The organism is Serratia sp. Ser99 (assembly GCF_024519545.1).
Classification (GTDB): Bacteria; Pseudomonadota; Gammaproteobacteria; order Enterobacterales; family Enterobacteriaceae; genus Serratia; species Serratia liquefaciens.
The window spans coordinates 1-14609 of sequence record NZ_JALJRT010000017.1 but is presented as its reverse complement, the minus strand read 5'-3'; the positions used below and the strand labels follow the sequence as shown (position 1 = coordinate 14609).

Annotated in this window: 16 protein-coding genes; 8 read left to right on the top strand and 8 right to left on the bottom strand. The window is 53.9% G+C overall.

Going from position 1 to position 14609, the window contains the following annotated elements:
* The first annotated feature begins 4 nt into the window (after nucleotides 1-4).
* The 4 genes from NR114_RS22835 to NR114_RS22820 all read left to right on the top strand — a co-directional run bounded on the left by NR114_RS22835 (nucleotide 5) and on the right by NR114_RS22820 (nucleotide 5360).
* The gene (locus NR114_RS22835; protein WP_020828344.1) at nucleotides 5-2146 is read left to right on the top strand and encodes a lysine decarboxylase CadA; all 2142 of its coding nucleotides are present in this window, start codon (nucleotides 5-7) and stop codon (nucleotides 2144-2146) included.
* A 63-nt stretch (nucleotides 2147-2209) separates the two neighbouring features.
* Nucleotides 2210-3658 (top strand): dipeptide permease DtpD, encoded by a 1449-nt coding sequence (dtpD, locus tag NR114_RS22830; protein ID WP_048759154.1) that lies wholly within the window; start codon nucleotides 2210-2212, stop codon nucleotides 3656-3658.
* A gap of 56 nt (nucleotides 3659-3714) precedes the next feature.
* Nucleotides 3715-5025 carry a tRNA lysidine(34) synthetase TilS gene (tilS, locus tag NR114_RS22825; RefSeq protein ID WP_142814524.1) on the top strand — a complete coding sequence of 437 codons (1311 nt, stop codon included), beginning with the start codon at nucleotides 3715-3717 and terminating at the stop codon, nucleotides 5023-5025.
* 17 nt (nucleotides 5026-5042) lie between these two features.
* Nucleotides 5043-5360: a cytochrome c gene (locus NR114_RS22820; protein WP_162838000.1), complete on the top strand. Its 318-nt coding sequence runs from the start codon at nucleotides 5043-5045 to the stop codon at nucleotides 5358-5360.
* A gap of 68 nt (nucleotides 5361-5428) precedes the next feature.
* On the opposite strand, the gene rof is transcribed toward NR114_RS22820, so the two are convergent.
* Together rof and NR114_RS22810 are read right to left on the bottom strand one after the other, a co-directional pair.
* Nucleotides 5429-5686 carry a Rho-binding antiterminator gene (gene rof / locus NR114_RS22815; protein ID WP_234530279.1) on the bottom strand — a complete coding sequence of 86 codons (258 nt, stop codon included), beginning with the start codon at nucleotides 5684-5686 and terminating at the stop codon, nucleotides 5429-5431.
* A complete protein-coding gene (locus NR114_RS22810) occupies nucleotides 5679-5879 on the bottom strand; it encodes a YaeP family protein (RefSeq protein WP_041415645.1) in 201 nt (66 codons plus the stop codon). The genes rof and NR114_RS22810 overlap by 8 nt, the downstream gene beginning before the upstream one ends.
* A gap of 204 nt (nucleotides 5880-6083) precedes the next feature.
* Here NR114_RS22810 and NR114_RS22805 point away from each other — a divergent pair, with 204 nt between their 5' ends.
* From NR114_RS22805 to nlpE, 3 genes are read left to right on the top strand one after another with little or no spacing between them, the layout of a single operon-like run.
* On the top strand, nucleotides 6084-6632 hold the full coding sequence (locus NR114_RS22805; protein ID WP_020828338.1) for a YaeQ family protein: 549 nt from the start codon (nucleotides 6084-6086) through the stop codon (nucleotides 6630-6632).
* 3 nt (nucleotides 6633-6635) lie between these two features.
* Nucleotides 6636-7049: an alternative ribosome rescue aminoacyl-tRNA hydrolase ArfB gene (arfB, locus tag NR114_RS22800; RefSeq protein ID WP_046372783.1), complete on the top strand. Its 414-nt coding sequence runs from the start codon at nucleotides 6636-6638 to the stop codon at nucleotides 7047-7049.
* Between the two features lie 29 nt (nucleotides 7050-7078).
* The gene (gene nlpE, locus NR114_RS22795; protein WP_044553096.1) at nucleotides 7079-7762 is read left to right on the top strand and encodes an envelope stress response activation lipoprotein NlpE; all 684 of its coding nucleotides are present in this window, start codon (nucleotides 7079-7081) and stop codon (nucleotides 7760-7762) included.
* Between the two features lie 51 nt (nucleotides 7763-7813).
* On the opposite strand, the gene proS is transcribed toward nlpE, so the two are convergent.
* The 6 genes from proS to metN form a co-directional block, all read right to left on the bottom strand.
* Nucleotides 7814-9532 (bottom strand): proline--tRNA ligase, encoded by a 1719-nt coding sequence (gene proS, locus NR114_RS22790; protein ID WP_234530267.1) that lies wholly within the window; start codon nucleotides 9530-9532, stop codon nucleotides 7814-7816.
* A 123-nt stretch (nucleotides 9533-9655) separates the two neighbouring features.
* Nucleotides 9656-10363 (bottom strand): tRNA (N6-threonylcarbamoyladenosine(37)-N6)-methyltransferase TrmO, encoded by a 708-nt coding sequence (tsaA, locus tag NR114_RS22785; protein WP_020828334.1) that lies wholly within the window; start codon nucleotides 10361-10363, stop codon nucleotides 9656-9658.
* Complete coding sequence (rcsF, locus tag NR114_RS22780; RefSeq protein ID WP_020828333.1) at nucleotides 10360-10764, bottom strand: Rcs stress response system protein RcsF; 405 nt, start codon at nucleotides 10762-10764, stop codon at nucleotides 10360-10362. The genes tsaA and rcsF overlap by 4 nt, the downstream gene beginning before the upstream one ends.
* Nucleotides 10765-11030: 266 nt before the next feature.
* The gene (locus NR114_RS22775) at nucleotides 11031-11846 is read right to left on the bottom strand and encodes a MetQ/NlpA family lipoprotein (RefSeq protein WP_020828332.1); all 816 of its coding nucleotides are present in this window, start codon (nucleotides 11844-11846) and stop codon (nucleotides 11031-11033) included.
* Nucleotides 11847-11906: 60 nt separating this feature from the next.
* On the bottom strand, nucleotides 11907-12560 hold the full coding sequence (locus NR114_RS22770; protein ID WP_020828331.1) for a methionine ABC transporter permease MetI: 654 nt from the start codon (nucleotides 12558-12560) through the stop codon (nucleotides 11907-11909).
* Complete coding sequence (gene metN / locus NR114_RS22765; RefSeq protein ID WP_020828330.1) at nucleotides 12553-13584, bottom strand: methionine ABC transporter ATP-binding protein MetN; 1032 nt, start codon at nucleotides 13582-13584, stop codon at nucleotides 12553-12555. The genes NR114_RS22770 and metN overlap by 8 nt, the downstream gene beginning before the upstream one ends.
* A 187-nt stretch (nucleotides 13585-13771) precedes the next feature.
* On the opposite strand from metN, the gene gmhB reads away from it, so the two are divergent.
* Nucleotides 13772-14335: a D-glycero-beta-D-manno-heptose 1,7-bisphosphate 7-phosphatase gene (gmhB, locus tag NR114_RS22760; protein WP_256814520.1), complete on the top strand. Its 564-nt coding sequence runs from the start codon at nucleotides 13772-13774 to the stop codon at nucleotides 14333-14335.
* Nucleotides 14336-14609 lie beyond the last annotated feature (274 nt).

Genomic DNA, 14609 nt, shown 5'->3' with positions numbered 1-14609 from the left:
GATTATGAACGTTATAGCTATCATGAACCACATGGGTGTCTACTTTAAAGAAGAGCCTATCCGCGAACTGCACAAAGCATTGGAAAGCCTGGACTTCCGCGTTGTCTATCCTAACGATCGCGAAGACCTGTTAAAGCTGATCGAGAATAATGCACGCTTGTGCGGGGTGATTTTCGACTGGGATAAATACAACCTCGAGTTGTGTGAAGAAATCAGCCAGTTGAATGAATATATGCCGCTGTATGCATTTGCCAATACGCATTCAACCCTGGATGTCAGCCTGAACGATCTGCGCATGCAGGTGCGTTTCTTTGAATATGCGCTGGGTGCGGCTACCGATATCGCTGCCAAGATCAAACAAAACACCGATGAGTACATCGATACCATCCTGCCGCCGCTGACCAAAGCGCTGTTCAAATATGTGCGTGAAGGCAAATACACCTTCTGTACTCCAGGCCACATGGGGGGCACCGCCTTCCAGAAAAGCCCGGTCGGTAGCCTGTTCTACGATTTCTTTGGCGCCAACGCCATGAAGTCCGACATTTCTATTTCGGTTTCCGAACTGGGTTCACTGCTGGACCACACCGGTCCGCACAAAGAAGCTGAAGAGTATATTGCTCGCGTATTCAACGCTGAACGCAGCTATATGGTGACTAACGGCACTTCTACCGCCAACAAAATTGTCGGCATGTACTCCGCACCGGCCGGCAGTACCGTATTGATTGACCGTAACTGCCACAAATCGCTGACCCATCTGATGATGATGAGCGACATTACGCCAATCTATTTCCGCCCAACCCGTAATGCTTACGGCATTCTCGGTGGTATCCCGCAGAGTGAGTTTGCCCGTGACACCATCGCCAAACGTGTTAAAGAAACACCAAACGCGACCTGGCCAGTGCATGCGGTAATCACCAACTCTACCTATGACGGTCTGCTGTACAACACCGATCATATTAAGAACGCGCTGGATGTGAAATCTATTCACTTTGACTCCGCCTGGGTGCCTTACACCAATTTCCACCCGATCTACAAAGGCAAATGCGGCATGAGCGGCGGCCGTGTGGAAGGGAAAGTGATTTATGAAACCCAATCCACCCATAAACTGCTGGCGGCATTCTCGCAGGCTTCGATGATCCACGTTAAAGGCGATATCAACGAAGAAACCTTCAACGAAGCCTATATGATGCAAACCACCACTTCACCGCACTACGGTATCGTGGCGTCTACCGAAACTGCCGCGGCGATGATGAAAGGCAATGCCGGTAAGCGTTTGATTAACGACTCTATTGAACGTGCTATCAAGTTCCGTAAAGAAATCAAACAGCTGAACGTTGAGTCCGAAGGTTGGTTCTTTGACGTCTGGCAGCCAGAACACATCGATCAGGCTGAATGCTGGCCGCTGAAGTCTGACAACGCCTGGCACGGCTTCAAAAATATCGACGATGAACATATGTATCTCGACCCGATCAAAGTCACTCTCCTGACCCCAGGGATGAGTAAAGAGGGTGAAATGCAGGAGTTTGGTATCCCGGCCAGCCTGGTTGCTAAATACCTGGACGAGCACGGTATCATCGTTGAGAAAACCGGCCCATATAACCTACTGTTCCTGTTCAGCATCGGTATCGACAAAACCAAAGCCCTCAGCCTGCTGCGCGGCCTGACTGATTTCAAACGTTCGTTCGACCTGAACCTGCGGGTGAAAAACATGCTGCCGTCACTGTACAAAGAGGCGCCTGAGTTTTATGAAAACATGCGCATTCAGGATCTGGCGCAGAACATTCACAACCTGGTGGTTGAGCACAACCTGCCGGATCTGATGTACCGCGCATTTGAAGTGCTGCCAACCCTGGTTATGAACCCGTTCAATGCGTTCCAGAAAGAGCTGCACGGTGAAGTGGAAGAGGTTTATTTGGAAGACATGGTCGGCAAGGTGAATGCCAACATGATCCTGCCATATCCTCCAGGTGTTCCATTGGTGATGCCAGGTGAAATGCTCACCGAGGAAAGCCGTCCGGTACTGGAGTTCCTGCAAATGCTGTGCGAAATCGGCGCGCATTATCCGGGCTTCGAAACTGATATCCACGGCGCTTACCGTCAGGCGGATGGACGTTACACCGTGAAGGTGTTGAAAAACGATAAATAACTGAAATAACGGGGAGGCGTTTACGCCTCCCTTTTGTCGTTCACCGACTGATGGGAGAAAACCATGAAAACACCCTCACAGCCGCGCGCAATCTACTATGTCGTAGCCATACAAATTTGGGAATATTTCAGCTTTTACGGCATGCGTGCATTACTTATTCTCTATCTTACTCATCAACTTGGTTATTCCGATAGCCGCGCTATCAGCCTTTATAGCGCCTATGCCTCTCTGGTTTACGTCACGCCGATCCTGGGCGGCCTGCTTGCCGATCGCCTGCTGGGCAACCGCGTTGCGGTAATCGCCGGGGCGGTACTGATGACGCTGGGCCACATTGTCCTCGGTCTGAGCGCCGTCTCGACACATTCACTCTATCTGGCCCTAGCGATCATCATCTGCGGCTACGGCCTGTTCAAATCCAATATCAGCTGCCTGCTGGGCGAGTTATACCAACCGCAAGACTCGCGCCGTGAAGGGGGCTTTTCGCTGCTGTATGCCGCCGGCAACGTGGGGTCGATTCTGGCACCCATCGCTTGTGGGCTGGCGGCAGAGCGCTATGGCTGGCACGTCGGTTTTGCGCTGGCGGGGATCGGCATGCTGGCAGGGCTGGCCATCTTCCTGTTTGGCAGCCGTCATTTCACCCACACACGCGGGGTGGATCGTGCGCAGATGTGCGCCAACACCCTTAAGGTACCGAACTGGGTGTGGCTAAGCGCCATGCTGTTGTTGGCCCCCTTGTTCTTTACCTCGCTGTTTATTTACGGTCTGGCGGGGCAATTACTGATGCTGGTGTGTGCTGCTGCGGTGGTAATGGTGGCGCGGATTATGATCCGGGCTACGAGAGAGCAACGCCGTGGACTGTGGCAGATCGTTATGCTGATGCTGCTGGGTACTTTGTTTTGGGCTTTCGCTCAGCAGGGCGGTAGCTCCATCAGCCTGTTTATCGATCACTATGTCGATCGCCAATGGTTTTCCTGGACGGTGCCGACGGCTTTATTCCAGTCAGTGAATGCCTTTGCCGTGATGTTTGGCGGTGTGATGCTGGCCTGGCTTGTACGAGGCAACGGCAGCGGTAGCCGTACGCTGCGCATTTGGGGGAAATTCGCCTTTGGCTTGCTGCTGATAGGCGTCGGTTTCACCCTGATGGCGCTGAATGCCCGCTACGGTCAGGGATCGATGTTCCTGATGATCGCCGGGCTTTCCGTGATGGGGCTGGCAGAATTGTTCATCGACCCGGTCGCCATGGCGCAAATCACCCGGCTGAATATCCCAGGTGCTACCGGGGTACTGACGGGGATCTACATGCTGACCACCGGCTCGATAGCAAATTATCTGGCGGGCATTATCGCGGGGCAAACAGCGGAAGATCCGGCAACCGGAGCGACCGCACAGGCCTACGCGCACCTGTTCTCACAAATCGGCTGGTGGGCATTGGGTTGTACTGCCGCAGTGATTGCGGTGTTGGCCATGTGGTGGTTGCTGACCGGCCGCCACCTGCGTGCGGTTAATGCTTGATTGATGGTATTGCGGGGGGTAACGTGCAGCTATCTGGACGTTATTAAGCCTAATCAATGAATAGCAATCAATTATCTGGACAGCTTGCCCGTCAGCTGGGAGCGCGCCGGCACTTGCTGGTGGCATTCAGCGGCGGGCTGGATTCCAGCGTACTGCTGCACTTGCTGGTGCAGTTGCGTCAACAGCTGCCGGAGTTGCAGCTACGCGCGGTGCACGTGCACCACGGCCTGAGTTCTTTTGCCGATCGGTGGGTAGAACACTGTCGCCAACAATGTGCCGCCTGGCAACTGCCATTGGTGGTGCAATATGTGCAGGTCGACGGCCGTCAGGACGGCATCGAAGCCGCGGCCCGGGCGGCGCGCTATTCCGCTTTTGCTGCCACGCTGGCCGTGGATGAAACCTTGCTCACCGCGCAACACCTTGACGATCAATGTGAAACCTTTCTTTTGGCGTTAAAGCGCGGCAGCGGCCCGGCGGGCCTGTCGGCAATGGCTGCGCAAACCTCATTGGGAAATAACGGCTTGTTACGTCCATTGCTGGGCAGTTCCCGGCAGCAGTTGGAAGCCTATGCCCAGCAGCATCAGCTCAGTTGGATTGAAGACGACAGTAACCAGGACTCGCGTTTCGATCGCAATTTTCTGCGCCTGCAGGTATTGCCACTGTTGAATCAGCGTTGGCCGCATTTTGCCGCCGCGACGGCGCGTAGCGCCAGCCTGTGTGCCGAGCAAGAACAACTGTTGGATGAGCTACTGGCAGAGCAGTTGCACTCGCTGCTCGATGAAGAAAATGCGCTGGCGATTGACGGTTTGTTGGGATGCTCGCCGGCCCGTCGTTTTGCTTTGTTACGCCGTTGGATCGCAGCACGTGGCGCAAGCATGCCCTCACGCGAACAGTTGCAGCGTCTGTGGGACGAAGTGGCGCTCAGCCGTGAAGATGCCGAACCTCAGCTACAGCTGGGACAATATCAGATCCGTCGTTTCCGTCGGCGCCTATACCTGTTGCCATTGATGGCCGAACTACGCCAAACCTGCTTGCCGTGGCCGTTATCAGAGCCGCTGATGTTGCCGGATGGCCTGGGTGAGCTGGTGAGTGGGGAAGGCGATATTGTCCTGCGCGCTCCGCAGCCACTGCAAAAAGTGAGCGTTCGCTTTAGCGCTCAGGGCAAGCTCCGCATCCTGGGGCGCACGCATTCCCGGCCGATCAAAAAACTGTGGCAAGAGTTGGGTATTCCACCGTGGCAGCGTGAGCGTACTCCTTTGATCTATTATGATGACCAACTTATCGCTGCGCTGGGCGTTTTTGTCAGCGAGGCCGGACAACCCGCCGAGGGGCAGCAACCCCTGCGGCTGCAGTGGCGTAAAAAATAATAAGAGCGTAAGGAGCAATGATGAAATTTGTGAGCGCAATAGCGGTGTTGGTTGGTTTGTGCAGTTTGCCGGCTATGGCGGCGGGGGATGCGGCGGCAGGCAAAGACAAATCTGCCAGTTGCATGGCATGCCACGGCGCTGAAGGGAAGGTCTCGGTGCCAATGTATCCTAATCTGGCTGGGCAAAACGCCATGTACCTGGAGCATGCGCTGCAGGCTTATAAGAAAGGCGAACGTAACGGTGGCCAGGCAGAGGTGATGAAAGCCTATGTTTCAGCGCTGTCCGATGACGATATTGCCGATCTGGCAGCTTACTATGCCAGCCTTAAACCCTAACCAGCCTGAAGCTCTAAATGACGAGGGCAGCCGTTGGGCTGCCCTGTTGGGATGGCGTTACCGAAAAATCAGTCAGACAGGCTGACGACCACGGTACCGATTTCCGGATGACTGAAACTGAGGATGTGATCCAGACGCAAGCTGATAGCATTGCCGGCCTGATCGATAATCAGGTACTCAACGCCCTTGGTAAATTTCAGCTCGGTGGCTTTGCCTTCGAGTTTATCTCCGTCGCGTAACTCCAGCTTCAGTATGTAGTTATGCTGACAGGCGAGTTCCAGGCTTTCATAGTCATCGCAATTGATGGATTGGTACTCATCATTCATCAACATAGTCGCTCACCAATAAGTTAGCGGCAGCAAAAGCCGCCTGTTCCCTAACGGAGGACGGTAGCGCGTTATCCGCAGCAACTTCGTCCAATGCCTTTAATACACATGCTAACGCATCAGGCACGTAGCCGCGATCACCACTGCCGATCTCGGCGTAAAAACGGCGTACTAACTCACAGTATTGTTGCACAGTTTCCTCCCTTAAGAACCTCTGCGTCATCGAAACCCTTTAGCGATGAGGCGCAGGCTCTCGGAGCTTGACTCTATCCTAGACGACTATAGCACAGCTATTCTGGAGTTATTAGCACCTGCACGCGGCTTTCGCACTGCGCTTTGCCTGGCAGCGGTTGGGCCAAATCAAGTACACTGTCGCCTGATAATTATGAGGTCACCCATGGCGCTGAAAGCTACCATTTATAAAGCCACGGTCAATATCGCTGATATGGATCGTCATTTCTACCACGACGCCACGCTTACCCTGGCCCAACACCCTTCCGAAACCGAACAGCGCATGATGCTGCGCCTGCTGGCCTGGATTTGCCACGCCGACGAGCGCCTGGTATTCACCAAAGGCCTGAGTGCTGAAGATGAACCGGAAATCTGGCAGCGTAATGACCATAACGGGCTGGAAATGTGGATCGAAATGGGTCTGCCTGATGAGAAGCGCATCAAGAAAGCCTGTAATCAGTCTCCGCGAGTGGTGCTTTACGCCTACGGGGAACGTGCCGGCCACGTATGGTGGCAATCGATGCAGAGCAAAGTGGCAAACCACAAAAACCTAAGCATCCGTTTCCTGGATGATGAACAATTAAGCAAGCTGGCGGCCTTGGCCAGCCGTAATATGACGCTGCAGGCCACGCTGCAAGAGGGAACTATCTGGCTATCTGACGCTCAGAATAGTCTGGAAATCCAGTTTGCCGAATGGCAACAGGCGCAGGTGTGATCGGTGCTGGAACTGTCGAGAAGCGTTGCCATACCGGATAACGAGCTGGAATTGACGGCGATCCGCGCGCAGGGTGCGGGTGGCCAGCACGTGAACAAAGCCTCAACGGCCATCCATTTGCGCTTTGACATCCGGGCATCCAGCCTGCCAGAGTATTATAAGGAAAGGCTGCTGGCCCTGAATAATCATTTAATTACCGCCGATGGGGTGGTGATTATTAAAGCGCAGGAATATCGCAGCCAGGAATTAAACCGTGAGGCGGCGTTGGCCAGATTGGTGGCGCTGATTCAGCAGGCGATGGTGGTGGAAAAAGCGCGCAGAGCGACCAAGCCCACGAAAGGGGCTAAATTACGTCGGCTGGAAGGCAAAGTACGTAAAGGCGCAACGAAAGCGCTGCGTGGCAAAATCCGCACTTAAAGATACATGGACACAGTAGGAGAATAGCTGTGAAGAAAATAACAATAGCCCTGTTTTTAGCGGCAGGGGCACTCTCATTATTGGGATGTAATAATCAATATCAGCCAAAGGAACAGCCTCTTCAGGCAATGCAGCAAAGTTATCAGGGCGTGTTGCCTTGTGCAGACTGCGGCGGCCTGGATACTTCGCTGTTCCTGGATGAAGACGGCACTTTCGTGCTGCAGGAAACCTATCGTGATACCAAAGACGGCGACCAGACTTTCGCCGACTACGGTAAGTGGGCACGAACCGCCGATAAGCTGGTGCTGACGGACAGCCGTGGCGACAAACGCTATTTCCGGCCCGCAGGCAAGAGCCTGGAAATGCTGGACCAAAGCGGTGCGGTTATCGAGTCCAAATTGAATTATCGTCTGGATCCGGTAGAGAAAGCCTTGCCTAAAACGCCGATGGCGCTGAAAGGCAGCTACACCTACATGGCGGATGCGGCGGTGTTTAAAGATTGCGCCACGGGCAAGACGTTCCCGGTAGACAATACCATTGCGTTGGAGCAAGGGTATGCCAAAGCCTACAAAACGCCGGGTGAACCGGTCTTCCTGACGTTGAATGGCCACTTCAGTGTTCAGCCGTCAATGGAAGAAGGGCAGACTGAAAAGGCGCTGGTGCCGGACGGTAAACTCGTTTTCGACCGCAGCAAAAATTGCGACAGCAAATAACGACCATAAAAAAACCCGCCTAGGCGGGTTTTTGCTTTCTGTCTCTGCGGATCAGCGTTTGATCTGCCCCAGCAGGAAATCAACGATTTCGCCGGTTTTGATCATTTGCTTCTCGCCGACACGGCGGTTTTTGTACTCAATCTCTTCGCTGTCGAGGTTACGGTCGCCGATAACGATAGAGTGCGGCACGCCAATCAGTTCCATATCCGCGAACATCACGCCTGGACGTTCTTTACGGTCATCGAGGATCACGTCGATGCCATGGGAACGCAGGGTGTTGTACAGCTCTTCCGCCAGCGCCTGCACGCGGAAGGACTTGTGCATATTCATTGGCAGAATGGCAACCTGGAACGGGGCGATAGCATCTGGCCAGATGATGCCGCGATCGTCATGATTCTGTTCGATAGCCGCCGCCACCACGCGAGTGACCCCAATACCGTAGCAGCCCATGGTCAGGACCTGATTACGGCCGTCTTCGCCCTGAACCGTCGCCTTCATTGCTTCAGAGTACTTGGTGCCGAGTTGGAAGATATGGCCGACTTCGATACCGCGTTTGATCAGCAATGTCCCTTTACCGTCCGGGCTGGTATCGCCATTGACCACGTTACGGATATCAGCAACCTGTGGTTGCGGCAAATCACGCTCCCAGTTGATACCGAAGTAGTGTTTACCGTCAATGTTGGCACCGGCGCCAAAATCGCTCATCGCCGCGACGCTGCGGTCAGCTACGACCGGAACCTGCAGATTGACCGGGCCGAGTGAACCCGGGCCTGCACCGACAATGGCGCGGATCTCTTCTTCGGTGGCGAAGGTCAGTGGAACGGCAACCTGTGGCAGCTTCTCGGCTTTCACTTCATTCAGTTCGTGATCGCCACGCACCAGCAGAGCAACCAGCTTGTGGCCGCTTTCTTCTTTAGCGCGAACCAGCAGCGTTTTGACCGTTTTCTCGATAGGCAGTTGGAATTGCTCTACCAGCTCGGCGATGGTCTTGGCATTCGGCGTATCTACAATGCGCAGTTCTTCGCTGGCTGCGGCACGTGGCTGAGCCGGGGCAACCGCTTCTGCCAGTTCGATATTGGCAGCAAAGTCGGAACCGGTGGAAAACACGATATCGTCTTCACCGCTGTCGGCCAGTACCTGGAACTCGTGTGAGGCGCTACCGCCGATAGAGCCGGTATCGGCATCCACCGCACGGAAGTCCAGGCCCATGCGGCTGAAGATTTTGCTGTAGGCTTCGTACATCGCATCGTAAGTCGCCTGCAGGGATTCCTGCGAGGTGTGGAACGAGTACGCGTCCTTCATCAGGAATTCACGTGAACGCATCACGCCGAAACGAGGGCGGACTTCATCGCGGAACTTGGTCTGAATCTGGAAGAAGTTCAGCGGAAGTTGCTTGTAAGAGCTGATCTCGTTGCGGATCAGATCGGTGATCACTTCTTCGTGCGTTGGACCCAGTACGAATGGGCGATCGCCGCGATCGACAAAGCGCAGCAGTTCAGGACCGTACTGCTCCCAACGGCCGCTTTCCTGCCACAGATCGGCAGGCTGTACTACCGGCATGCAAACTTCGATCGCGTTAGCATTGGTCATTTCTTCGCGAACGATGTTTTCAACCTTTTTCAGAACGCGCAGGCCGGTAGGCAACCAGGTATAAAGACCGGAGGCAAGCTTGCGAATCATCCCGGCGCGCAGCATCAGCTGGTGGCTGATCACTTCGGCATCGGCAGGTGTCTCCTTCAGAGTGGAGAGCAGATATTGGCTAGTACGCATGGTGTTTTGGTTCCGTTAGAACTGCAAATTGCAACCGGCTGCCAGTAGTAGGGCAGCCAAAATTTTCGAAAGTGATTTAGTTTACCAGTGCGAGCAGGTTGTCAAAAGAGAGACGGTGGAATTTTAACGCAGGTCGAGTGACAACACCTCGGTTTGCTGATCCACTACCCGCCAGCGCACGTTGAAATCCAGCAGCCAGACGGCATAATCCCGTTCCGCCTGTTGCCCCTTGCGGTAAGCCGGACGCGGATCCTGAGCCAGCACCTGAGTGATAAACCGACGTAGCTGCGGATAACGCTGCTGATGTTGCAGCAACTGCTGTTCCGCCTCGGCAGTAAAGCTCACCGGCATATCGCCGGCCGGTGCGGCTTGGGCAAATCCGGCGCGTGCCTGCGGCTGGCTTTCGGCAAACGGCAGGTAAGGTTTGATATCCACCACCGGCGTGCCGTCAACCAGATCCAGGCTGCCTAATTCCAGTACTACCTCAGCGCCTTGAATGCGCACGCCTTTTAATTCGATCAGCGACATGCCTAACGGGTTGGGGCGAAAGGTCGAGCGGGTTGCGAAGACGCCCATACGGGCATTACCGCCCAGACGAGGAGGGCGAACGGTTGGCCGCCAGCCACCTTCCAGGGTTTGATGGAAAATGAACATTACCCAAAGATGGCTGAAGTCGCTAAGGCCGCGTATTGCTTCCGGCTGGTTATAAGGAGGCAGCAGCACCAGTTCGCCGCCACCGTCTTCGACTAACCCCGGCTGGCGGGGTACGGCGAATTTTTCTTTATACGGTGAACGAATAGTGCCGATCTGATTGAAAACAAACTCGGTCATTTGGACGAAACGTTAAGCGCAGAGCCCTGGCAAATGGCCTGTTGGTAACAGCCGGCAACGCCGCTGACAATCTGGCAGTCATGCAGCAGCACGGCATTGGCCTTCATGTAGGACGCGCGAATTTGCATACGCTTACGAGCGGTGGCCAGATTGGGTGGGGAATCCTGTACTGTCGTCTGGCAAGATTCGCCGGAGACTTCACCCAGATCGCGGAATGGCTTACCTACTAATTCTTCTGCACTTTTGTACAGTTTAACCGGTGCCGGACGTGCTGCTGGCGTGGTTTTTGCTGGTGTGGTCGAGACCGGTTTGCTGGTGCTGCTTGTTGAAGGTGGCGCGAAACGCTGCGACGAACACCCTGCAAGCGCGAGCGCTAACAAACAGAGAGGTAAAGCACGCATTGAGATTCCTCTGCCTTGATGGAATATGTGAGTGGCGCTATTGAAGCAATCTATGGTGGAAATAACAAGACGGGCCGGAGCCCGTCTAGATTTCTGACAAAGACCCGAAAAACGTGGTTTTCGGGTCTTTGGGGTAATGCAGAGAATATAATCCTTTGTTTTTATTAGTACTAAATGGTTGCGTTAGTCGCAAAGGATTTTATTAACAGTGTCTGACGGGCCGGAGCCCGTCTTGCAATTATAGGAATAAATTCGGTAATTAATGATTACCAGCCTTTAACTGCACCACCGTTAAAGATTTTGTTGGCTGCTTCGTTCACTTCGTCAGACTGATAGGCCTGAACGAATTTCTTCACGTTTTCCGCGTCTTTATTGTCTTCGCGGGCAACCAGCAGGTTCACGTAAGGTGAATCTTTATCTTCAACAAACAGACCGTCTTTTGCCGGTGTCAGGCCAATCTGGCTGGCGTAAGTGGTGTTGATCACCGCCAGCGCGATTTGCTGATCGTCCAGAGAGCGTGGCAGTTGCGGCGCTTCCAGCTCGACCAGCTTCAGGTTTTTCGGGTTTTCAGTCACGTCCAGCACGGTCGGCAGCAGGCCAACACCGTCTTTCAGTTTGATCAGGTTAACCTTCTGCAGCAGCAGCAGAGAGCGGCCCAGATTGGTTGGGTCGTTTGGCAGCGCAACCTGAGAACCGTCTTTCAGTTCGTCCAGAGATTTGATCTTCTTGGAGTAACCGGCAATCGGGTAAACGAAGGTGTTGCCGACCGGTACCAACTTATAGCCGCGATCTTTGATCTGCTGATCCAGATACGGTTTGTGCTGGAAGGCGTTCAAATCGATGTCGCCTTTACTCAGTGCTTCGTTCGGCAGCACGTAGTCGTTGAAGGTCACCAGTTCGACGTCCAGACCGTATTTTTCTTTCGCCACTTTTTGCGCGATTTCAGCAACCTGCTGCTCAGCACCGACAATGACGCCGATTTTGATATGGTTCGGATCTTTTTCTTCCTGACCGCAGCCTGCCAGAGCCAGAGTACCGATCAGTGCGCCGATTGCCGCGATGGATTTAAATTTTAACGACATATCCCTTCCTCATTAGACTCGCATTTGAAATACGCTGTGTGAGCGCAGTTGCTGTAAAAACTATTTATGGGTGACGGCTTTGACGATCCGATCACCGCAGAACTGAATCAGATAGACCAGCACCACCAGTAATACTAATACGGTATTCATTACTGTGGCGTTATAACCTATATAACCGTACTGATAACCGATCTGCCCCAGCCCGCCGGCACCTACCGCACCGCCCATGGCGGAATAGCCCACCAACGTGATCAAGGTAATGGTGGCAGCGTTGACCAGGCCCGGCAGGGCTTCCGGCAAAAGCACCTTTTTGATGATTTGCATCGGGGTCGCGCCCATTGCGCGGGCAGCTTCCACCAGGCCAGAAGGGATCTCCAGCAGGGCGTTTTCTACCATACGGGCGATAAAGGGCGCTGCGCCGACCGTCAGCGGCACGATAGCCGCCTGCAGGCCGATAGAGGTACCGACGATCATCCGCGTAAAGGGAATCATCCACACCAGCAGGATAATGAACGGAATGGAGCGGAACACGTTCACTAACCCGGACAGCGTCCTGTATAGCGTATTGTTGGCGGCGATTTGCCCCGGGCGAGTCACATACAACAGCACACCAACCGGCAAGCCAAGTACGAAACCGAAGAAGCCGGAGACAAAGGTCATCATGACGGTTTCCCACACGCCGCGCGCCATTAGCCAAATCATTGCCTCAGACATAACCCAGAACCTCTACTTTTACCTGATTTTCCTGCAGGAACTTAATCGTTGCCAGCGCATCTTCATCGCTGCCGTGCAGCTCTGCCAGCATCACGCCGAATTTAACGCCGCCGGCGTAATCCATCTGGGCGCTGATGATATTGTTGTTGACGTTGAAACGGCGAGCCGCTTCTGACAGCAGCGGCGCATCTACGGACTGGCCGGTGAATTCCAAACGCAATAGCGGCTGACGGCCACCGCTGCGTTCCGGAGCCAGGCGCTTGGCATAATCATCGGGGATATCCAGATGCAATGTAGACTGAATAAACTGCTGGGCCAGCGGCGTTTTCGGATGAGAGAACACTTCGCTGACGCTGTCTTTTTCAATCAACTGCCCCTGGCTGATGACCGCAACCTGATCGCAGATGCGTTTCACCACGTCCATTTCATGGGTGATCAACAGGATGGTCAGGCCGAGACGACGATTAATGTCTTTCAGCAGTTCCAGAATGGAACGGGTAGTGGCTGGATCCAATGCGCTGGTGGCTTCGTCACACAGCAGGACTTTCGGTTGGCTTGCCAGCGCACGGGCAATCGCCACGCGTTGCTTCTGGCCGCCGGACAGATTGGCCGGGTAGGCGTCGTGTTTGTCCGACAACCCGACCAGTTCCAGCAATTCGGTCACGCGCTTTTTGATTTCAGCCCGTGGGGTGTTGTCCAGCTCCAGCGGCAGCGCAACGTTGCCAAATACCGTGCGGGAAGAAAGCAGGTTGAAGTGTTGGAAGATCATGCCGATTTGGCGGCGGGCGCGTGTCAGTTCGCTTTCAGACAGCGAGGTCAGATCCTGTCCGTCAACCAACACCTGGCCGGACGTCGGGCGCTCAAGCATGTTGGCGCAGCGGATCAGCGTACTTTTACCGGCGCCTGATGCACCGATAACGCCATAAATTTGCCCGGCAGGGACGTGAAGAGTCACGTCAGAGAGCGCGCTAATGGTGCGCGAACCCTGCTGGAACACTTTGGTGATGTTAGAAAGTTTAATCATATTCTTCTTATTTTAGCGTGGTTGCCCGTGGCTAGATAAAAGTAAACCTTGGCGTGGACCAAGGTATAAATCAGATGTTAAGGCGTCTAGACGTCTAAGTCAACGATCAACGCTGTTCTCTGCCGTTCTCAGTACCGGGTAAAACATGCGATACTGTCCGGGTTTTCAGGCCCTCAGGAGCAAACCGGTGACACAAAGCGTTCCAGCAATTTTCCTCGATCGTGACGGCACGATTAATGTCGACCATGGCTACGTCCATGAAATCGATAATTTCCACTTTATAGAAGGCGTGATCGACGCCTGTCGCGAACTTAAAAAGATGGGCTTTGCTTTAGTATTGGTGACCAACCAGTCTGGCATTGCGCGTGGCAAGTTCAGCGAAGACCAATTTATGTACCTGACGGAGTGGATGGATTGGTCGCTGGCCGATCGCGATGTTGACCTGGACGGCATCTATTTCTGTCCGCATCATCCTGAAGCTGTAATAGAAGAGTACCGCCAGACATGCAACTGCCGTAAACCTGAGCCGGGCATGCTGTTGCAAGCGCAGCAAGAATTGAACATTGATATGGCCGCTTCTTATATGGTGGGTGACAAACCGGAAGATATGCAGGCGGCAATAGCGGCAGGTGTCGGTACTAAAGTTCTGGTGCGCACCGGTAAGCCGGTCACTGAACAAGGTGAGAAACTGGCGGATTGGGTGCTAAATAGCCTGGCAGACCTGCCAGAAGCCATCAAAAAGCGGGTTTAATAGACGTTATGCATGAATAGTGAGCTGTCAGATAAAAAGTGAATATTAATCCTTGTCATTCTGAACCGGCTCCCTATAATGCGCCTCCATCGACACGGAACATGTGAACAACTTCACAGAGTATCCGGGGTTCGAAGAGAAAAAATCCTGAAATTTAGGGGTTGACTCTGAAAGAGGAAAGCGTATTATACGCCACCTCGAGATAGCAAGCTACGGCGGCTAACTCACTGCTCTTTAACAATTTATCAGACAATCTGTGTGGGCACTCCACAAG